Genomic DNA, 16,210 nt, shown 5'->3' on the forward strand with positions numbered 1-16,210 from the left:
GCCCCTTCGGATCTGGCCCCTGTGGGCCGCGGCCCCCTGTTCGCCGGGGCCGCGAGCCCGGGCTGTCCGCCGGGGGCCGCGAGCCCGGGGTCCCTGAAACCCGCTTTCGTCCGTCCACCGTGCGTGGCTGGTCGCGCGGTTCCCCGCGCCCCTCAACGGCACGGGCGCGGGGGCACTCCCGGGGTCCGGGGCGGAGCCCAGCGCCCTTGACCCCGGGCCGCTAGTGGCCCGGGGCCCGTGCGTCGGACCACGCCCCCAGCCGAAGCCGGCTCTCGAACCGGCGCGCCCGCCCGTCCACCGGATCGGCGAACTCCATGACCCGGGCCAGCAGTTGGAGCGGTTCGGCGAAATCGTCCCGATCGGCCTCCGGCAGCACCACCGGATACACCGGATCGTGGAGGATCGGCAGGCCGAGCCGGTTCATATGGACCCGCAGCTGATGTGTGCGGCCGGTCATGGGCAGCAGGCGGTAGCGGCCGAGGCCACCACGCCGCTCGGCCAGCTCGATCCGGCTCTCGGCATTGGGCTCGCCCGGCTCCTCGCGTGCGGCGATGACCCCGCGCTCCTTCACGATCCGGCTGCGTACGGTCGCGGGCAGGGCGACCTCGGGGTCATACGGCGCGACCGCCTCGTACTCCTTGCGCACCCGGCGCCCGCTGAACAGGTTCTGGTAGGTGCCCCGGTCCTCGGGCCGCACCACGAACAGAGCCAGGCCCGCCGTCAGGCGGTCGAGCCGGTGGGCGGGCTGGAGTGCCGGCAGCGACAGGTCCCGGCGCAGCCGGGCCACCGCCGTCTCGGTGATGTGCCGCCCGCGCGGGGTGGTCGCGAGGAAGTGCGGCTTGTCCGCGATCACGATCCGCTCGTCGCGGTACACGATCCCGATCTCGAACGGCACCGGCACCTCCGGCGCGAAGTCCCGGTGGAACCACACGAACGTCCCCGCCCGGTACGCCTCCGCGCCGCTCAGTGCCCCCTCGACCCCGACGAACCGCCCCTCGCGCAGCATCGTGCCCACCCGCTGTGCGCCGATCGCCCCCTCGAACCGGGCCCGAAGGTGATCACCGACCGTCGCCCAGGCGCCGTCCGGATCGGCCGGCAGCCGTACACGTACCGGATCGATGCCGTCGCGCTGCGCGAGCGGGGCGTCGGGAGTCCTGGATCTGCGTCTCACGGAACCAGAGAACCCCATCGGACCCGCCACGGGCAAGAGAGTCCCAGGTCAGCGCCCGTGTGAGCAGACGGTGACGGGGGAGCCCGGCGGCGCGACGGATTTCCCTGGCCTGCGGACGTCCCCGCCGGGAGGCATGCTGCCTGAGGGGATCGCGTCCGCTATAGCCGCTTCTGTGGCGAACAGGGCAAGGGTTCAGAATGAGCGAAGAGCCGGTCATGGGCGGAAAGTGCCTGCTGCTCACCACGGGAGAACTGGCGCCCGGCGACGTCATCGCCACGGACCCCGAAGGCCCCTGGCTCGTGGTCGTGCGCACCGCGCCCGCGACCGAGACGAAGACCCGGCTGCAGCTGCGTCCGCTGACCGGCGGCCCCGACGTGGAACGCGTCATGCCCCGCTACGAACGCCAGGTCGTGCGCACCACCCGCGTGAACCCGGCCGAGCTGCCCGGCCCCGCGCAGTGGGCCGTCCCCGGCCGCCGCCGGGTCGTCGTGACCGGCCTCGGCGCGATCACCCCGCTCGGTGCGGACGTACCCGAACTGTGGCAGGGCCTGCTCGACGGCCGCTGCGGGGTCACGCTCGTGGAGGGGGCCGACTTCGACGGGCTTCCGGTGCGCATCGCGGCCCGCGCCGCGGTCGACCCCGCGCTGCTGCTGCCCAGACACCTGGCACGGCGGATGAACCGGTCCACCCAGCTCGCGCTCGTCGCGGCCCGCGAGGCCTGGCGGGACGCGGGGCTCGACCCCGGGGGCACGGAGGCGAGCGGGCTGCGTCCGACCCGTACCGGAGTGTCCATGGGCACGATCATCGGCGGCGCGCCCGTCATGGTCGAGAGCAGGCTCACGCTCATCGCGCGGGGCCCGAGGGCGGTCTCCCCGCACACCTCGCCCATGACCGTGCCGTCCGCCTCCGCCGCGCAGATGTCCAAGGACCTGGACATCCGCGGCGAGGCACGCACCTTCGTATCCGCCTGCGCCTCCGGTACGGAGGCGATCGGGCAGGCCGTCGAGGCCATCCGCGGCGGACGGCTCGACCTCGTCGTCGCGGGCGGCACCGAGGCGGTGATCACCCCGGAAATCCTCGCCGCCTTCGCCGCGATGCGGGCCGTGTCGCGGCGCAACGACCAGCCCGAGCACGCGTCCAGGCCGTTCGACGACGCCCGCGACGGATTCGTCCTCGGCGAAGGCGCCGGCGTACTGGTCCTGGAGGCCGAGGAGCACGCCCGGGCGCGCGGCGCCCGCGTCTACTGCGAGGCGGCCGGCTGGGGCCTGTCCGCGGACGCCTTCCACATGGCGGCCCCCGAACCCCACGGGCGCGGCATCGAGGCCGCGCTGCGCTCCGCCCTCGCGGACGCCGGGGCCACGCCCGACGACGTGGCCCACGTCAACGCGCACGCCACGGCGACCGTCGAGGGCGACCGCACGGAGGCGCTCGCGCTCGGCCGGCTCTTCGGCAGCCAGATCCGGGACATCCCCGTCACCGCGAACAAGGGGGCCCTCGGTCATCTCCAGGGCGGCGCGGGCGGCGTCGAGGCCATCGCCTCGGTCCTCACCCTGCGGGACGGCCTGATCCCCCCGACCGTCGGTTGCGACCACCCGGAGGAGGGGCTCGGCCTGGACATCGTCCGGGACACCCCTCGGCCCCTGCCGCCGTGCGGCGACCTGGTGCTGAGCGATTCCTTCGGCTTCGGCGGCCACAACGCGGTCCTGGCCTTCCGCCGGCTCTGAGCGGAGGCGGGCGGGGGCCGACCGATCGGGCCCGCCGACGAAGGTCCCCGGAAACGCAGAGAACCCCACCGAAGTGGGGTTCTCGCTGGTGTCCGAGGGGGGACTTGAACCCCCACGCCCGATAAAGGGCACTAGCACCTCAAGCTAGCGCGTCTGCCATTCCGCCACCCGGACAAGGTGTCTGTCTCGCGGGCCGTGCCCGTTCCGACGTGGAAAACAATAGCAAACATCCGGGGGTGCTCGATCACCCCCCTGGCCTGCGTGAACTCCGGATGTCGACGGGAAGCCGCCCTTGGGTGCCGAGGGGGGCCGGGGGGAGGATGGGGGAGTACCGAGCGGAGCGACAGCGGGAGGAAGCAGCGTGAGCGAGTCGAGCACGACCCGGACCGGCGGCGTGACCGGTGAGGACGAGGTCGTCGACCTCTGTCGCGATCTGATCCGGATCGACACCAGCAACTACGGAGACCACTCCGGGCCCGGCGAGCGTGCGGCCGCGGAGTACGTCGCGGAGAAGCTCGCGGAGGTCGGCCTTGAGCCGAAGATCTTCGAGTCCCACAAGGGCCGCGCCTCCACCGTGGCCCGGATCGCGGGCGAGGACCCGTCCCGGCCCGCCCTGCTCATCCACGGCCACACCGATGTCGTGCCGGCCAACGCCGACGACTGGACCCACGACCCGTTCGCCGGCGAGATCGCCGACGGCTGTGTGTGGGGTCGCGGCGCGGTCGACATGAAGGACATGGACGCGATGACCCTCGCGGTCGTGCGCGACCGGCTGCGCAGCGGCCGCAAGCCCCCGCGCGACATCGTCCTCGCCTTCCTCGCGGACGAGGAGGCGGGCGGCACCTACGGGGCGCGCTTCCTCGTCGACAAGCACCCCGAGCTCTTCGAGGGCGTCACCGAGGCGATCAGCGAGGTCGGCGGGTTCTCCTTCACCGTCAACGAGAAGCTGCGGCTCTACCTCGTCGAGACGGCCCAGAAGGGCATGCACTGGATGAAGCTCACCGTGGACGGCACCGCCGGACACGGTTCGATGATCCACAAGGACAACGCCATCACCGAGCTGTCCGAGGCGGTGGGGCGGCTCGGCCGGCACAAGTTCCCGGTGCGGGTGACCAAGACGCTGCGGCACTTCCTCGACGAGCTCGGGGACGCGCTCGGCACCGAGCTCGACCCCGAGAACATGGACGAGACCCTCGCCAAGCTCGGCGGCATGGCCAAGCTCATCGGCGCCTCTCTCCAGAACACCGCCAACCCGACGCAGCTGGGCGCCGGCTACAAGGTCAACGTCATTCCGGGGCAGGCGACCGCCCATGTCGACGGGCGGTTCCTGCCGGGCTACGAGGAGGAGTTCCTCGCCGACCTGGACCGGATCCTGGGCCCGCGCGTCAAGCGCGAGGACGTGCACGCGGACAAGGCCCTGGAGACCTCGTTCGACGGCGCCCTGGTGGACGCGATGCAGACCGCGCTCCAGGCCGAGGACCCGATCGCCCGGGCCGTGCCGTACATGCTCTCGGCCGGAACCGACGCCAAGTCCTTCGACGACCTGGGCATCCGCGGCTTCGGCTTCGCGCCGCTGAAGCTGCCGCCGGAGCTGGACTTCGCCGGTATGTTCCACGGCGTCGACGAGCGGGTCCCGGTCGACGGCCTGAAGTTCGGCGTACGGGTCCTGGACCGGTTCATCGACGCCTCCTGAGGCGCCGGTCGCGAGGTCGAACGGGGCCCGCGGACATCGGGCACCACGCGCCGGGGTGGCGCTCCGCTAATCGTTTGAACGTACGTATACGACTGAAAAGAGTGAATGCACTCATATGCTCGTAGCCCCATAACTTCCCCCTCGTTACAGGGTGTGCGGTCCGCGGCTGGGACCGCGCATATGCCAACAAGGAGGAAGTAATGATCAAGAAGGTCGTCGCTGCTGCGGCTGTCACTGGTGGTCTGGTTCTCGCGGGTGCGGGTCTGGCTGTCGCGGATGCCGGTGCCGAGGGTGCCGCTGTGCACTCCCCGGGTGTCGCTTCCGGCAATGTCATCCAGGTCCCCGTGCACGTCCCCGTGAACCTGTGCGGCAACACGGTCTCCGTGATCGGGCTGCTGAACCCCGCCTTCGGCAACACCTGCGTCAACAAGTGACGTTGTGCCTCAACCCGTGAGGGTCTGAGCCGGGCGGCCCCGGAGTGCGCGCCACGCACTCCGGGGCCGCCGGGCATTTCAGCCCGGGCGCAACGGCGCAGCCGGGCTTTCCGGAAGGCAGAAGGCAGGGAACGAATCTATGCGACAGGTCACCCGCAAGTCACTGATCACCATGGCGGCTGCCGGCGGGGTCATCGCCATGGGCAGCGGGGCGGCGCACGCCGACTCGGCGGCCCGGGGCAGCGCCGCGAACTCGCCGGGCGCGCTGTCCGGCAATGCCGTCCAGCTCCCGGTGCACGTGCCGGTCAATGTCTGCGGCAACACCGTGAACGTGGTCGGCCTGCTCAGCCCGGCGTTCGCCAACGGCTGTGCCAACCAGGGCCACCCGGGTCGTCAGGGCGGCGGCGCGGACGCGCACGGCAAGGCGGTCGACTCGCCCGGCGTGGGCTCCGGCAACCACGTCCAGGCCCCCATCGACGTGCCCGTGAACCTCTGCGGGAACAGCGTCAGCGTGATCGGCATCGGCAACCCCGCGTTCGGCAACGACTGTGCCAACGACGAGGGCGGCCGCGCCGGCACCCCGCAGCACCCGGGCCACCCCGGCCACCCCCAGCACCCCGGCCAGCCCCACCACCCGGGCAAGCCGCAGCACCCCGGTCACCCCGGCCACCCGGGCCACCCGGGCGGCCACCAGCAGCCCTGCCCGCCGCACCACCCGGGTCAGCCGGGTCAGCCGGGCCACCCCGGGCAGCCCGGTCAGCCGGGGCACCCCGGTGTCCCGCAGCACCCGGTCAGCCCGGTCGCGCACCAGCCGGCCCAGCCCGCGGGGCCTGCCGCGCCCGTCCGGGCCGCTGTCCCGGTCACGCACGCCGTGACCGCGGCGGGCCCCCGGGCCACGGCCCCGCAGCTCGCGCACACCGGGTCGGAGGGCATGGGCTTCGCCGTTCCGGCCGCGGGTCTGCTGCTCGGCGGAGCGGTGCTCTACCGCCGCGGACGCGCGGCGCAGTAGCCGCAGCGGTCCCGGCAGGCCGTCCCGCACGGCTGTCATGACGGAGCGGGCCCCGCACGCGCGGGGCCCGCTCCGTCATACGTCCACGTTCACCACGTGGCTCGCACCTGGCGGATGATCCGCCTGCGCAGCCGCACGCGGCGGCTGCCGTCCCGGTGCAGACTCAGTCGGTCCAACTCCCAGTGTCCGTACTCGGCATGGTCGGTCAGCAGCCGCGTCGCCTCCTTGCGGGATACCCCGCGGGGGACGTACACGTCGACAAATTCGTATTCCACCATCGCATCTATTGTGCGGGCAGAGGCCCGGTACGGATAGCGTCTGCACTATGTCTGATGCTGCGCAGCCCACCGCTGCCGAGGTACGTGCCGCCGCCGAGGCGGTCAAAGCCGCGCTGGACCGTCACCTCGATGCGGTGGAACGCCGCACGGGGGACGACGATCCCGATGTGTACGAGGCCTTCAACGCGCTCGCGGCGGCCGCCGAGGCGTACGACGAGCGGCTCTACGACCGCTACGACGAGGTGACCCCCTTCGAGATCCCCGGCGCCGACGACTCGCTGCCGCCCTACGCGGGCCCCGAGGAGCCCAACGCCCTGAGCGTCCTCATCCGCCGCGACTACGCGGTCGCCGAGCCCCAGCGGCTGCTCGCCCAGGCTCAGCGCATCACGGACCTCGACCCCGAGCCGGACGAGGCCGAGCGCACCGCCCCGGTCGTCGGCAGCAGTGTGCACGCCGCGCTCGGGGTGCTCTTCGGCGAGTACGAACCCGATGAAATCGCCTCCCGGCACAAGGAGTTCGGCCTGGAGGAGGGCGACTCCACGCTGTGGGTGTCGGCCGCCGAGGAACTGCCCGAACCCGGCGAGTGGCTGAGCACCCCGTTCGGCCACGCCGACCCGCAGCACGTGGTGTGCCGCTTCGATGTGAGCGCGGTCTTCGACGAGGAGGAGCTGGAGGACGACCTCGACGAGGAGGACGGCCCCCACACCGCCCCCTGACCCGGCCAGATACGGCGGAGGCCGCGTACCCCGGAATCCCGGGGTACGCGGCCTCCGCCGTACGCGCCCTGCTACTGCTCCGCGGGCTTCACCAGGCCGTGCAGCAGCGGCGTGAGGCGTGTCGTGCGCGGGGCCGGAAGGACCTCCGCCACGGCGCGGGGCAGCGCCTGGTCGACGCCGTGGACGACGGACAGATGCCGTTCGGCGCGGCCGAACGCGGTGTACACCCAGGCCCGGTTGAGCCCCTGCGCCGCGTCGCCCGGCAGCACCGCGACCACCGCGGGCCAGCGCATCCCGATCGCCTGGTGCGCGGTCAGCGCCCAGCCGTGCCGCAGCGCGGACTCGACCCGCTCCTTCGGCACGAGGACGGGCGTGCCCGCACAGTCGAGCCGCAGGCCCTCCGCGTCCGCCTCCACGACGGTGCCGACGACCGTACGCCCCAGGTCCTTGGCGTACGCCGCCCGGTCGCCGGGGTCGAAGCCGCCGAAGCGGCCGGGGCCGGGGTTGAGGCGCTGCTTCAGCGCCGCGTTCAGGGCGCGGGTGCCCGCGGAGCCGCCGTGGCCCACCGTGATGACCTGGGCCTGCTCCACCGGGATGCCGAAGGCCCGGGGGATGGAGTCGGCCAGGAGCTGCACGGACCGGTGCACGGCCTCGCCCGCGTCGCGCACCGGCACGATCACGACTTCCTTGCCGGGCGCCTCCACCTGGTTCAGTTCGCCGATGCCGATGCCCGACACCAGCTCGCCGACCGGCCCGGGGTCGGGCAGCCGTGACGCCACGACGGGGCAGACGCGGGCGGCCAGCAGGTCCTGGAAGACCTGGCCCGCGCCCGCCGGGCCGAGCACCCCGGGGTCACCGCTCAGAACCAGACGGCAGCCGTCGGCCAGCGACTCCACCAGGATCGCCGCGGTCTCCACGTCGACCTGGCCCGCGTCCTGCACCACCAGGACGTCGAGCGCCAGTGTGCCGTCCGCGTCCCGGCCGGGGCCCTCGCCGGACAGCAGCCCGGCGAGCGTGAACGCGGCCAGCGGGCCGGTCAGTTCGGCCAGGCGGCGCTGCCCGTCCATGGTGTGCGCCGCGCCCGCCGCGCGCAGTCCGGCCGCGGCGGCCGCGGTCACCACCGCGGCCGACTCGGCACGCGCGGCCTCGCCGCCGGTGTGTGCCACCAAGCCGCTGCCCGCGACCGCGCGGACCAGCTCACCGCTCTCGGGCCACACCGAACCGTCGTTCCCCACCGGGGAGTTGAGCAGCCGGGCGAGCCCGTCGGCCAGGCTCTCCTCGGCCAGCGCGTACCGGTCGAGCCCGAGCAGCACCTGGACCGGCTCGGCGGGCTCCGCCGCCTCCTCCGCCCCGTCGATGTCCGCGGCGTCCGCGGCGTCCGCGGCGTTCCCGGTGGGGTCCGATTCCTCCGCCAGGCCGTCCTGGAACACCAGCACCACGCCCTCGGCGATGGCCTGTTGGACCGCCTCGTCGGGATCGGGCACGGACCGCCCGGCCAGGGCCTTGCGCACGTCGTCGGCGGCCAGCGCCGTATGCCCCCGTACCGCCGCCTGTTCCAGGATCCAGCCGACCAGGGCGGCCGCCCTGCGCTCGTCGTCCGGGCGGCACTCGGCGCCGAGCAGCGCCCGCGCGAAGCCGTCGGCCTGCTCGGGGCGCACCCCGGGTACGGCCAGGAGCTGCCAGGGGTCCGCCCCGAGCCGCTCGGCCGCCTGCTCGCCGAGGGCGCCGGTGACCTGTGCGGCCAGCGCCTCGGGGGCGCCGCCCCTGCGCAGTACGCCCCGTACGGAGTCGAGCGCCTCGGCCGAAGTGGCGGGGGCCTGCGCCGGTTCGGGCGCGCGGGGCCGTGCCGGAGCCGTCTCCTGGGCGGGCCCGGGGGCGGGCTTGCGGGGCGCGGGCGGCGGGCCCGCGAAGAACGCCGCCCCCGACTTCTCGCCGCTCTCCACCGCCCGTACCGCCGCGAGGAGGTCGGCCGCCGTTCCGCTCAGCTTGGTGCCGGCCGGGATCGGCGCCTCCTTCTCGGCCTTGCGCGCTGCGATCCTGGCCCGCAACTCCCGCTGGGCCGCGAGCTCGGCCGCGGCCTCGGAGACCTGGGCCGCCTCGGCTGCCTTGGCAGTCGCGTCGGCGTCGGCGTCGGCGTTGGCGGTGGTGGCGTTGGCGTTGGCGTCGCTGGCGTCGGGCTGAGCGTCGTGCCCGGCCTCTCCGGCGCCGGCTTCAGCACCGCCGGCCGCCTCCGTGGGCCCGGCTTCCTCGCCCGCTGGCGCATCAGGCGCATCAGGCGTATCAGCCGGTCCGGCTGCCTCGGCGGCGGCCGCGTCGGCAGGCTCCGCTTCCCCGGCCGTGGCCCCATCCGCAGGTTCGCCGCCCTCGGCCCAGGACCGCGCCCCACCCGTGCCGCCGGGCCCGGCACCCTCGGGGGACCCGGGCTCCTCGGCGGGCGCCTGAGCGGTCTCGGGCGCCACCTCCGCCTCGGCGGATTCGTCGGCCGTGGATCCAGGGGCCGAGCCCTGGGGAAGCGCAGTCACAGCGTGCTCCAGTCCTGATCGGGATAGCGGTGCACGGGCGCCGACACATCGTCGAGCGCCTGGCAGATCTCGTCAGGAAGACTAAGGGCCTCCACTGACAATGCCGCCGCGAGCTGCTGCGCGTTGCGCGCGCCGACGATCGGCGCCACCACTCCCGGCCGGTCCCTCACCCAGGCCAGCGCCACCTGAAGGGGTGTCGCGGCGAGTCCGTCCGCCGCTATGGAGACCGCCTCGACGATCCGGCTCGCCGCGTCGTCCAGATAGGGCGCGACGAACGCCGAGAAGCCGTCGGACGCGCCTCGTGAGTCCGCCGGCGTCCCGTGCCGGTACTTGCCGGTCAGTACGCCACGCCCCAGCGGCGAGGACGGGAGGAGCCCGAGGCCCAGGTCCAGGGCGGCGGGCAGCACTTCGCGCTCCACCCCGCGCTGGAGCAGCGAGTACTCCATCTGGGTGCTGGCGAGGCGGGTGCGGACACCGGGCGCGGCGAGTTGCCAGGTCGCGGCCTTGGCGAGCTGCCAGCCGCTGAAGTTGGAGATGCCGGCATAGCGCGCCCGCCCGCTGCTGACCGCGATGTCGAGGGCCTGGAGCGTCTCCTCCAACGGTGTTCCGCGGTCGAAGGCATGCACCTGCCACAGGTCCACGTAGTCGGTGCGAAGCCGTTCGAGCGAGGCGTCCAGGGCGTTCAGGAGGTGCCCGCGCGAGCCGTCGAAGCGCCGGTCGGGATCGGGCACGCTGCCCGCCTTGGTCGCGACGACCAGGTCCCTGCGCGGCACGAGCCGCTCCATCAACTGGCCGAGCAGATACTCCGAGTCCCCACCGCCGTACACGTCGGCCGTGTCGATCAGGGTGCCGCCCGCGTCCCAGAACGCCTTCAGGAGATCGGCGGCGTCCTGCTCGCCGACGTCCCGGCCCCATGTCAGGGTGCCGAGCCCGATCCGGGATACGCGCAGGCCCGTGCGGCCGAGATGCCTCTGCTCCATGGGCGCGAGATTACTGGCCAAGGGCCTGCGGGGAGAGAGCCTGTGGACAACTCGGCCCTGCCGCATCACGGCCGCGCGCGCTAGAGTCCCCGGCACAGGAACGTTACTCATGAGTAAGACGCGGGAGTGGGCGCGTGCGTACGCGTCCCGACGAGTAAGGGGATCGGCCATGCGGCTCGGCATCAACCTCGGCTACTGGGGCGCCGGAATGGACGGCGACAACCTCGCCGTCGCCAAGGAGGCGGACAAGCTCGGTTACGACGTCTGCTGGGCGGCCGAGGCCTACGGTTCGGACGCGCCGACGGTGCTCGCCTGGGTCGCCGCGCAGACCGAGCGCATCGACGTCGGCTCGGCGATCCTCCAGATCCCGGCCCGCCAGCCCGCCATGACCGCGATGACGGCCGCCACCCTCGACTCGCTGTCCGGCGGCCGTTTCCGCCTGGGCCTCGGCGTCTCGGGGCCGCAGGTCTCCGAGGGCTGGTACGGCGTCAAGTTCGACAAGCCGCTCGCCCGCACCCGCGAGTACGTCGAGATCGTCCGCAAGGCGATGACCCGCGAGCGGCTCTCCTACGAAGGCGAGCACTGGACGCTGCCGCTGCCCGGCGGCCCCGGCAAGCCCATCAAGCTGACCGTGCACCCCGAGCGCGAGCACATCCCGCTCTACATCGCCGCGATCGGCCCGAAGAACCTGGAGCAGACCGGCGAGATCGCCGACGGCGCGCTGCTGATCTTCCCGGCCGCCGAGCACATCGAGGCCACCGCGATCTCCCACATCCGTACGGGCCGCGAGAAGGCCGGCCTCACCATGGACGGCTTCGACGTCTGTCCCACGCTGCCGATCGCGCTCGGCGCCGACGCGGACGTCTCGGCCCTGGCCGACATGTTCCGCCCGTACACCGCGCTGTACGTCGGCGGCATGGGCAGCCGCAAGCAGAACTTCTACAACCAGCTGGCCCAGCGCATGGGGTACGAGAAGGAGGCCGCCGAGATCCAGGACAAGTACCTGGCCGGCGACAAGGCGGGCGCGGGGGCGGCGGTGCCCCAGCAGCTCATCGACTCGACCACGCTGCTCGGCTCGGTGGAGCGGATCGCCGACCGGATGCAGGCGTACGCCGCCGCCGGCGTCACCACGCTGACCCTGGCCCCGGCCGGCTTCACCCTGGACGAGCGGCTCGCCTCGCTGCGCGCGGGCACCGAGGCGCTGGAGCGCGCGGGCCTCGCGTAGGCAGAGGGGGATCGAAGAGGTTCCGCGGCCGTGGTGGGGGCTCGGGGGTCTTCCCCGCCACGGCCGTCATGACGCACAACGCCCGCCCCCGCCGCCTGGTTACGGCGCCGGGGCCACCGCACATTCCTTCGTTCGGCCCAGTGGGGCCCGATCCCTGTTGCCGGGGTCGATGTGCCGCATTTGACTCGGTTCGGCAGAGTCCTGCGCGCACCCGGAGGTACGGCGATGCTCTCGGCCAAGAGCCTGTTCCAGGAGATCCTCGACAACGACGAGTCGTACCGGCTCTTCTGTTCCGTCGCCGCCGCCGGCGAGGCTCAGGGCGGCTGGGAGAACGGCCGGATCGCGGCGCTGCTGCCGGACGAGTGCCGCGCCCTCGCCCCGAAGGTGGCCCGGCACGGCGCCGACGAGGACAAGCACGGGCGGATCTTCCACGCGCTCCTGAAGAAGCGCGGCCTGCGCCCGGTCGACGTACCGCACGACACCAACTACACGATGCTGCTCGAACGGCAGGGCATCGGGCTCGGCCACGCCCAGCTGCGCGGCGAGGAGCCGCTCACCGCGCGGGACGTCGTGGTCTACCTCGCACACAGCCGTGTCACCGAGCAGCGCGCCTCCGAACAGATGCGGCTGCTGTGCCGGCACTTCGGCGACGACCCCGACCTCGGGCGCGCGGTGCGGATGATCTCCGCCGACGAGGACAACCATCTCGCCTACTGCCACGAGGAGCTGCTGCGCCTGGCCCGCGCCGGACACGGGCCCGCCATCCAGCGGGAGCTGCGCCGCAGCGCGCTCGCCGAGATCCGCGTCCACCGTGACGTCGCCCTCGCCGTCATGGCCCACATGGGACGGATCCTCGGCTGGCCGAGCTCCAAGGCCGCCGTCCTCGTCGCGGGCATCCACGCGGTGTACGCCTACGAACGCCTCGCCGGGTGGCGGCGGATGGTCGGCCTCACCATGCCCGAGCGGCGCGACGCGCTCGGCGGCCCCGCCGTCGCCGCGCCCGGATTCGCCTAGCCACCAGTCGTCTACAGCCAGCCGCGCCGCTTGAACAGGCGGTACAGGCCGAACTCCAGGAGCACCATCAGGAGGATCAGCGCCGGATAGCTCCACGCCCAGTGGAGTTCCGGCATGTGGTCGAAGTTCATGCCGTACACGCCGGCCAGCATCGTGGGGACCGCCGCCATCGCGGCCCACGCCGAGATCTTCCGCATGTCGTCGTTCTGGCGGACGCTGACCTGGGCCAGATGCGCCGACAGGATGTCCGAGAGCAGCCGGTCCAGGCCCTCCACGGCCTCGTTGGCCCGCATCAGGTGGTCGTCCACGTCCCGGAAGAACGGCTGGGACTTGGCGTTCACGAACGGCACACCCGCGCTCGCCAGACGCTGCACGGGCTGAGCCAGCGGACCGGTGGCCCGCCGGAACTCCTGGAGCTGCCGCTTGAAGGTGTAGATCCGCGACGCGGTGTCCTTGGTGTCGCGGCCGCCCGTGGTGGGCGAGAAGATCTGCGCCTCCAGCTCCTCCAGGTCCGTCTGGAGTTCGGCCGCCACGTCCGTGTAGTGGTCGACGACCGCGTCGCTCACCGCGTACAGGACGGTCGTGGGCCCGTGCGCGAGCAGCTCGGGCTCCGCCTCCAGGCGCTGCCGTACCGCCTTGAGCGGCGCGCCCTCGCCGTGCCGGACGGTCACCACGAAGCAGTCGCCCACGAACAGCATCAGTTCGCCGGTGGACACGGTGTCGCTGTCCGGCTCGTACACGACGGGCTTGAGGACCATGAAGAGCGAGTCGTCGTAGACCTCCAGCTTGGGGCGCTGATGCGCCTTCAGGGCGTCCTCCACGGCCAGTTCGTGCAACCCGAACTCGGTGCTGACCAGGTCGAACTCCTCCTCCGTGGGTTCGTGGAGGCCCACCCACAGGAAGCTGTCCCCCTCGGCGCGGGCCCGGGCGAGGGCATCGGAGAAGTCCTGGGGCCCCTCGGTGCGGCGGCCCTCGTGGTAAATGGCGCAGTCGACGATCATCGCGTGCATTCTCCCGTGAACGGGAGCCGCCCGCACCCGAGGGGAACGGGCCGCTTAGGCTGGCGCCCATGGCCACGCTGATCCTCGTACGCCACGGACGTTCCACCGCCAACACGGCGGGGGTGCTGGCCGGCTGGACGCCGGGTGTCGCCCTCGACGAGCGGGGCAACGCCCAGGCCGCAGCCCTGCCCGCCCGGCTCGCCGGAGTGCCGCTCGCCGCCGTCGTCACCAGCCCGCTCCAGCGCTGCCGGGAGACCGTGCAGCCGCTCCTCGACGCCCGCCCCGGGCTGCCGCTGCACCCCGAGGACCTGATCGGCGAGTGCCACTACGGCGACTGGTCGGGCCGCAAGCTCGCCGAGCTGTCCCCCGAGCCGCTCATGGAGGTCGTGCAGCAGCACCCCTCCAACGCGGCGTTCCCCGGCGGCGAGTCGATGCGCGCGATGCAGGCCCGGGCCGTGGGGGCCGTACGGGACTGGAACGAGCGGATCGAGACCGAGCACGGCCCCGACGCGGTCTACGCCATGTGCTCGCACGGCGACATCATCAAGTCCGTCGTGGCGGACGCCCTCGGCATGCATCTGGACCTCTTTCAGCGCATCTCGGTGGAACCGTGTTCCCTGACCGTGATCCGCTACACCCGGCTGCGGCCCTACCTCGTACGCCTGGGGGACACCGGGGATCTCGCCTCCCTGATGCCGCGCGAGAAGCCGGCGGACGAACAGGCCGAGGTCGGTGGCGGTGCGGGAGCACCGTGATCGCCGGGCACAGTAGGGTGGACGCGCCGAAAACCGCCGCTCCAACTCCGAACTAGGGAGACCAGAACGTGTCCCGTCAGGTGTTCTTCTACGACCCGCCGGACCGTTTCGTGGCCGGCACGGTCGGGCTCCCCGGGCGCCGGACGTTCTTCCTCCAGGCGTCCTCGGGCACCCGCACCACCAGCGTCGCCCTGGAGAAGACCCAGGTGGCGGCGCTCGCCGAGCGGATCGACGAGCTGCTGGACGAGGTCGTGCGCCGGACCGGAGGAAACGCTCCTGTACCTGCCGTGGCCCCGCCGGACGTGACCGACACCGCGCCCCTCGACTCGCCGGTCGAGGAGGAGTTCCGGGTCGGCACCATGGCGCTGGCCTGGGACGGCGACGAACAGCGCATGATCATCGAGGCGCAGGCCCTGGTCGAGCTGGACGCCGACACCGAGGACGACCTCGCCGAGGCCGAGGAGCGGATGCTCCAGGACGAGGAGAACGGCCCGCCGATGCTGCGGGTGCGCCTGACCGGGGCCCAGGCCCGGGCCTTCGCCAAGCGGGCCCTCGACGTCGTGAACGCGGGCCGTCCGCCGTGCCCGCTGTGCAGCCTGCCGCTCGACCCGGAAGGACACGTATGCCCGCGCCAGAACGGATACCGCCGCGGAGCCTGACGTCCGTCGAGCTCCTGACCCGGGGCGAGCTGACCGTCCTGGGGCAGATCCGCGAGGCGTCCAACGCGGTGCTCTACTGCTCCGTCGCGTACGGGGACGAGAGCGCCGAGTGCGTCTACAAGCCCGTCGCGGGGGAGCGGCCGCTCTGGGACTTCCCCGACGGCACGCTCGCCCAGCGCGAGGTCGCGGCGTACGAGGTCTCGCAGGCGACCGGGTGGGACCTCGTGCCGCCCACCGTGCTCCGCGACGGCCCCTACGGCCAGGGCATGGTCCAGCTGTGGATCGAGCCGGTGGAGGGCGACTCCGGGCTGCTCGCGCTCGTCGAGGACGAGGAGCCGGCCGAGGGCTGGAAGGCGGTCGCGCTCGCGGAGGTGGGCGAGGGGCGGACCGCGCTGCTCGTGCACGCGGACGACGCCCGGCTGCGGCGGCTCGCCGTGCTCGACGCGGTGATCAACAACGGGGACCGCAAGGGAGGGCATCTGTTGCCCGCGCCCGAGGGGCGGCTGTACGGGATCGATCACGGGGTCACGTTCAACGTGGACGACAAGTTGCGGACGCTGTTGTGGGGGTGGGCGGGCGAGCCGCTCACCTCGGAGGCGGTGGGCGCTCTGAAGGGCCTGGCCGAGGCCCTTCTGCCCCTGGGGGATCTGGCTGTGCGGCTGTCCTCGCTCATCACCGGGGCCGAGCTGGACGCCCTCCGGGCGCGGGTGGCCTCCCTGCTGGACTCGGGCCTCCATCCCGTCCCCTCGGGCGAATGGCCCGCCATCCCCTGGCCTCCGGTCTGACCCCGCGGCCCCCGAGCGCCGGGGGTTTGCCCACCCGCCCGCCCGCCCGTGACCCGGGGTTGGTTGGTTCCGGGCCCCCGGGGCTCCGCCCCGGACCCCGGGGGGTTTGCCCGCCCTCCCGCCCGTGCGGCCGGGTTGGTGGGTTCCGGCCCTGGGGCTGCGCCCCAGACCCCCTGAGGGGCTGCGCCCCTCGGACCCCCGCAGGGGGCTGCGCCCCCTGCACCCCCGGTTCGGGGCTCCGCCC

The 16,210-nt window shown here is 73.2% G+C and carries 15 protein-coding genes and 1 tRNA gene; 10 read left to right on the forward strand and 6 right to left on the reverse strand.

The genetic code is table 11. The annotated features are described in order from the left end of the window. Positions 1 to 220: 220 nt before the first annotated feature. A complete protein-coding gene (locus ACFYNP_RS30580; RefSeq protein WP_388790022.1) occupies positions 221 to 1,171 on the reverse strand; it encodes a pseudouridine synthase in 951 nt (316 codons plus the stop codon). Positions 1,172 to 1,368: 197 nt separating this feature from the next. On the opposite strand from ACFYNP_RS30580, the gene ACFYNP_RS30585 reads away from it, so the two are divergent. After that, a complete protein-coding gene (locus tag ACFYNP_RS30585) occupies positions 1,369 to 2,895 on the forward strand; it encodes a beta-ketoacyl-[acyl-carrier-protein] synthase family protein (RefSeq protein WP_388790024.1) in 1,527 nt (508 codons plus the stop codon). An 86-nt stretch (positions 2,896 to 2,981) separates the two neighbouring features. Here the strand turns inward: ACFYNP_RS30585 and ACFYNP_RS30590 are convergent. Continuing rightward, positions 2,982 to 3,069 (reverse strand) — tRNA-Leu (locus ACFYNP_RS30590). Between the two features lie 187 nt (positions 3,070 to 3,256). Here ACFYNP_RS30590 and ACFYNP_RS30595 point away from each other — a divergent pair. From ACFYNP_RS30595 to ACFYNP_RS30605, 3 genes are all read left to right on the forward strand, one after another. After that, positions 3,257 to 4,588, forward strand: a complete 1,332-nt coding sequence (locus tag ACFYNP_RS30595) for a M20/M25/M40 family metallo-hydrolase (RefSeq protein WP_100577049.1) — start codon at positions 3,257 to 3,259, stop codon at positions 4,586 to 4,588. A gap of 200 nt (positions 4,589 to 4,788) precedes the next feature. Next, positions 4,789 to 5,022 carry a chaplin ChpH gene (gene chpH / locus ACFYNP_RS30600; protein ID WP_388790027.1) on the forward strand — a complete coding sequence of 78 codons (234 nt, stop codon included), beginning with the start codon at positions 4,789 to 4,791 and terminating at the stop codon, positions 5,020 to 5,022. Positions 5,023 to 5,161: 139 nt separating this feature from the next. Then, positions 5,162 to 6,031, forward strand: coding sequence for a chaplin family protein (locus ACFYNP_RS30605; protein WP_388790029.1), 870 nt, complete (start codon positions 5,162 to 5,164; stop codon positions 6,029 to 6,031). A gap of 89 nt (positions 6,032 to 6,120) precedes the next feature. Here the strand turns inward: ACFYNP_RS30605 and ACFYNP_RS30610 are convergent, their stop codons facing one another. Further along, complete coding sequence (locus tag ACFYNP_RS30610; protein WP_100577052.1) at positions 6,121 to 6,309, reverse strand: DUF5703 family protein; 189 nt, start codon at positions 6,307 to 6,309, stop codon at positions 6,121 to 6,123. A gap of 47 nt (positions 6,310 to 6,356) precedes the next feature. On the opposite strand from ACFYNP_RS30610, the gene ACFYNP_RS30615 reads away from it, so the two are divergent. Beyond that, on the forward strand, positions 6,357 to 7,025 hold the full coding sequence (locus ACFYNP_RS30615; protein ID WP_388790031.1) for a hypothetical protein: 669 nt from the start codon (positions 6,357 to 6,359) through the stop codon (positions 7,023 to 7,025). 71 nt (positions 7,026 to 7,096) lie between these two features. Here ACFYNP_RS30615 and ACFYNP_RS30620 read toward each other — a convergent pair whose 3' ends face one another. Both ACFYNP_RS30620 and ACFYNP_RS30625 read right to left on the reverse strand, forming a co-directional pair. Beyond that, positions 7,097 to 9,547 carry a helix-hairpin-helix domain-containing protein gene (locus ACFYNP_RS30620; protein WP_388790034.1) on the reverse strand — a complete coding sequence of 817 codons (2,451 nt, stop codon included), beginning with the start codon at positions 9,545 to 9,547 and terminating at the stop codon, positions 7,097 to 7,099. After that, positions 9,544 to 10,527 (reverse strand): aldo/keto reductase, encoded by a 984-nt coding sequence (locus ACFYNP_RS30625; protein ID WP_388411256.1) that lies wholly within the window; start codon positions 10,525 to 10,527, stop codon positions 9,544 to 9,546. The genes ACFYNP_RS30620 and ACFYNP_RS30625 overlap by 4 nt, the downstream gene beginning before the upstream one ends. A gap of 169 nt (positions 10,528 to 10,696) precedes the next feature. Here ACFYNP_RS30625 and ACFYNP_RS30630 point away from each other — a divergent pair, with 169 nt between their 5' ends. Further along, a complete protein-coding gene (locus tag ACFYNP_RS30630; protein WP_388790049.1) occupies positions 10,697 to 11,752 on the forward strand; it encodes an LLM class F420-dependent oxidoreductase in 1,056 nt (351 codons plus the stop codon). Positions 11,753 to 11,977: 225 nt separating this feature from the next. Beyond that, positions 11,978 to 12,766 (forward strand): ferritin-like domain-containing protein, encoded by a 789-nt coding sequence (locus tag ACFYNP_RS30635; protein ID WP_388790037.1) that lies wholly within the window; start codon positions 11,978 to 11,980, stop codon positions 12,764 to 12,766. An 11-nt stretch (positions 12,767 to 12,777) separates the two neighbouring features. Here the strand turns inward: ACFYNP_RS30635 and corA are convergent, their stop codons facing one another. Beyond that, the gene (gene corA, locus ACFYNP_RS30640; RefSeq protein WP_388411262.1) at positions 12,778 to 13,776 is read right to left on the reverse strand and encodes a magnesium/cobalt transporter CorA; all 999 of its coding nucleotides are present in this window, start codon (positions 13,774 to 13,776) and stop codon (positions 12,778 to 12,780) included. Between the two features lie 59 nt (positions 13,777 to 13,835). On the opposite strand from corA, the gene ACFYNP_RS30645 reads away from it, so the two are divergent. The 3 genes from ACFYNP_RS30645 to ACFYNP_RS30655 all read left to right on the forward strand — a co-directional run bounded on the left by ACFYNP_RS30645 (position 13,836) and on the right by ACFYNP_RS30655 (position 15,966). Next, positions 13,836 to 14,522, forward strand: coding sequence for a histidine phosphatase family protein (locus ACFYNP_RS30645; protein ID WP_384496678.1), 687 nt, complete (start codon positions 13,836 to 13,838; stop codon positions 14,520 to 14,522). A 68-nt stretch (positions 14,523 to 14,590) separates the two neighbouring features. Next, positions 14,591 to 15,181: a DUF3090 domain-containing protein gene (locus tag ACFYNP_RS30650; protein ID WP_161246271.1), complete on the forward strand. Its 591-nt coding sequence runs from the start codon at positions 14,591 to 14,593 to the stop codon at positions 15,179 to 15,181. After that, on the forward strand, positions 15,145 to 15,966 hold the full coding sequence (locus ACFYNP_RS30655; RefSeq protein ID WP_388411266.1) for an SCO1664 family protein: 822 nt from the start codon (positions 15,145 to 15,147) through the stop codon (positions 15,964 to 15,966). Before ACFYNP_RS30650 ends, ACFYNP_RS30655 begins: the two co-directional genes overlap by 37 nt. Positions 15,967 to 16,210: the final 244 nt, after the last annotated feature.

Source organism: Streptomyces sp. NPDC006691 (genome assembly GCF_042869955.1).
Lineage (GTDB): Bacteria > Actinomycetota > Actinomycetes > Streptomycetales > Streptomycetaceae > Streptomyces.

What these genes read in the sequence shown, in the direction of transcription:
- ACFYNP_RS30585 (WP_388790024.1), top strand. Translation starts at nt 1,369, where the DNA reads ATGAGCGAAGAGCCGGTCATGGGCGGAAAGTGCCTGCTGCTCACCACG.
- chpH (WP_388790027.1), top strand. Translation starts at nt 4,789, where the DNA reads ATGATCAAGAAGGTCGTCGCTGCTGCGGCTGTCACTGGTGGTCTGGTT.
- ACFYNP_RS30605 (WP_388790029.1), top strand. Translation starts at nt 5,162, where the DNA reads ATGCGACAGGTCACCCGCAAGTCACTGATCACCATGGCGGCTGCCGGC.
- ACFYNP_RS30610 (WP_100577052.1), bottom strand. Translation starts at nt 6,309, where the DNA reads ATGGTGGAATACGAATTTGTCGACGTGTACGTCCCCCGCGGGGTATCC.
- ACFYNP_RS30615 (WP_388790031.1), top strand. Translation starts at nt 6,357, where the DNA reads ATGTCTGATGCTGCGCAGCCCACCGCTGCCGAGGTACGTGCCGCCGCC.
- ACFYNP_RS30625 (WP_388411256.1), bottom strand. Translation starts at nt 10,527, where the DNA reads ATGGAGCAGAGGCATCTCGGCCGCACGGGCCTGCGCGTATCCCGGATC.
- ACFYNP_RS30630 (WP_388790049.1), top strand. Translation starts at nt 10,697, where the DNA reads ATGCGGCTCGGCATCAACCTCGGCTACTGGGGCGCCGGAATGGACGGC.
- ACFYNP_RS30635 (WP_388790037.1), top strand. Translation starts at nt 11,978, where the DNA reads ATGCTCTCGGCCAAGAGCCTGTTCCAGGAGATCCTCGACAACGACGAG.
- corA (WP_388411262.1), bottom strand. Translation starts at nt 13,776, where the DNA reads ATGCACGCGATGATCGTCGACTGCGCCATTTACCACGAGGGCCGCCGC.
- ACFYNP_RS30645 (WP_384496678.1), top strand. Translation starts at nt 13,836, where the DNA reads ATGGCCACGCTGATCCTCGTACGCCACGGACGTTCCACCGCCAACACG.
- ACFYNP_RS30655 (WP_388411266.1), top strand. Translation starts at nt 15,145, where the DNA reads ATGCCCGCGCCAGAACGGATACCGCCGCGGAGCCTGACGTCCGTCGAG.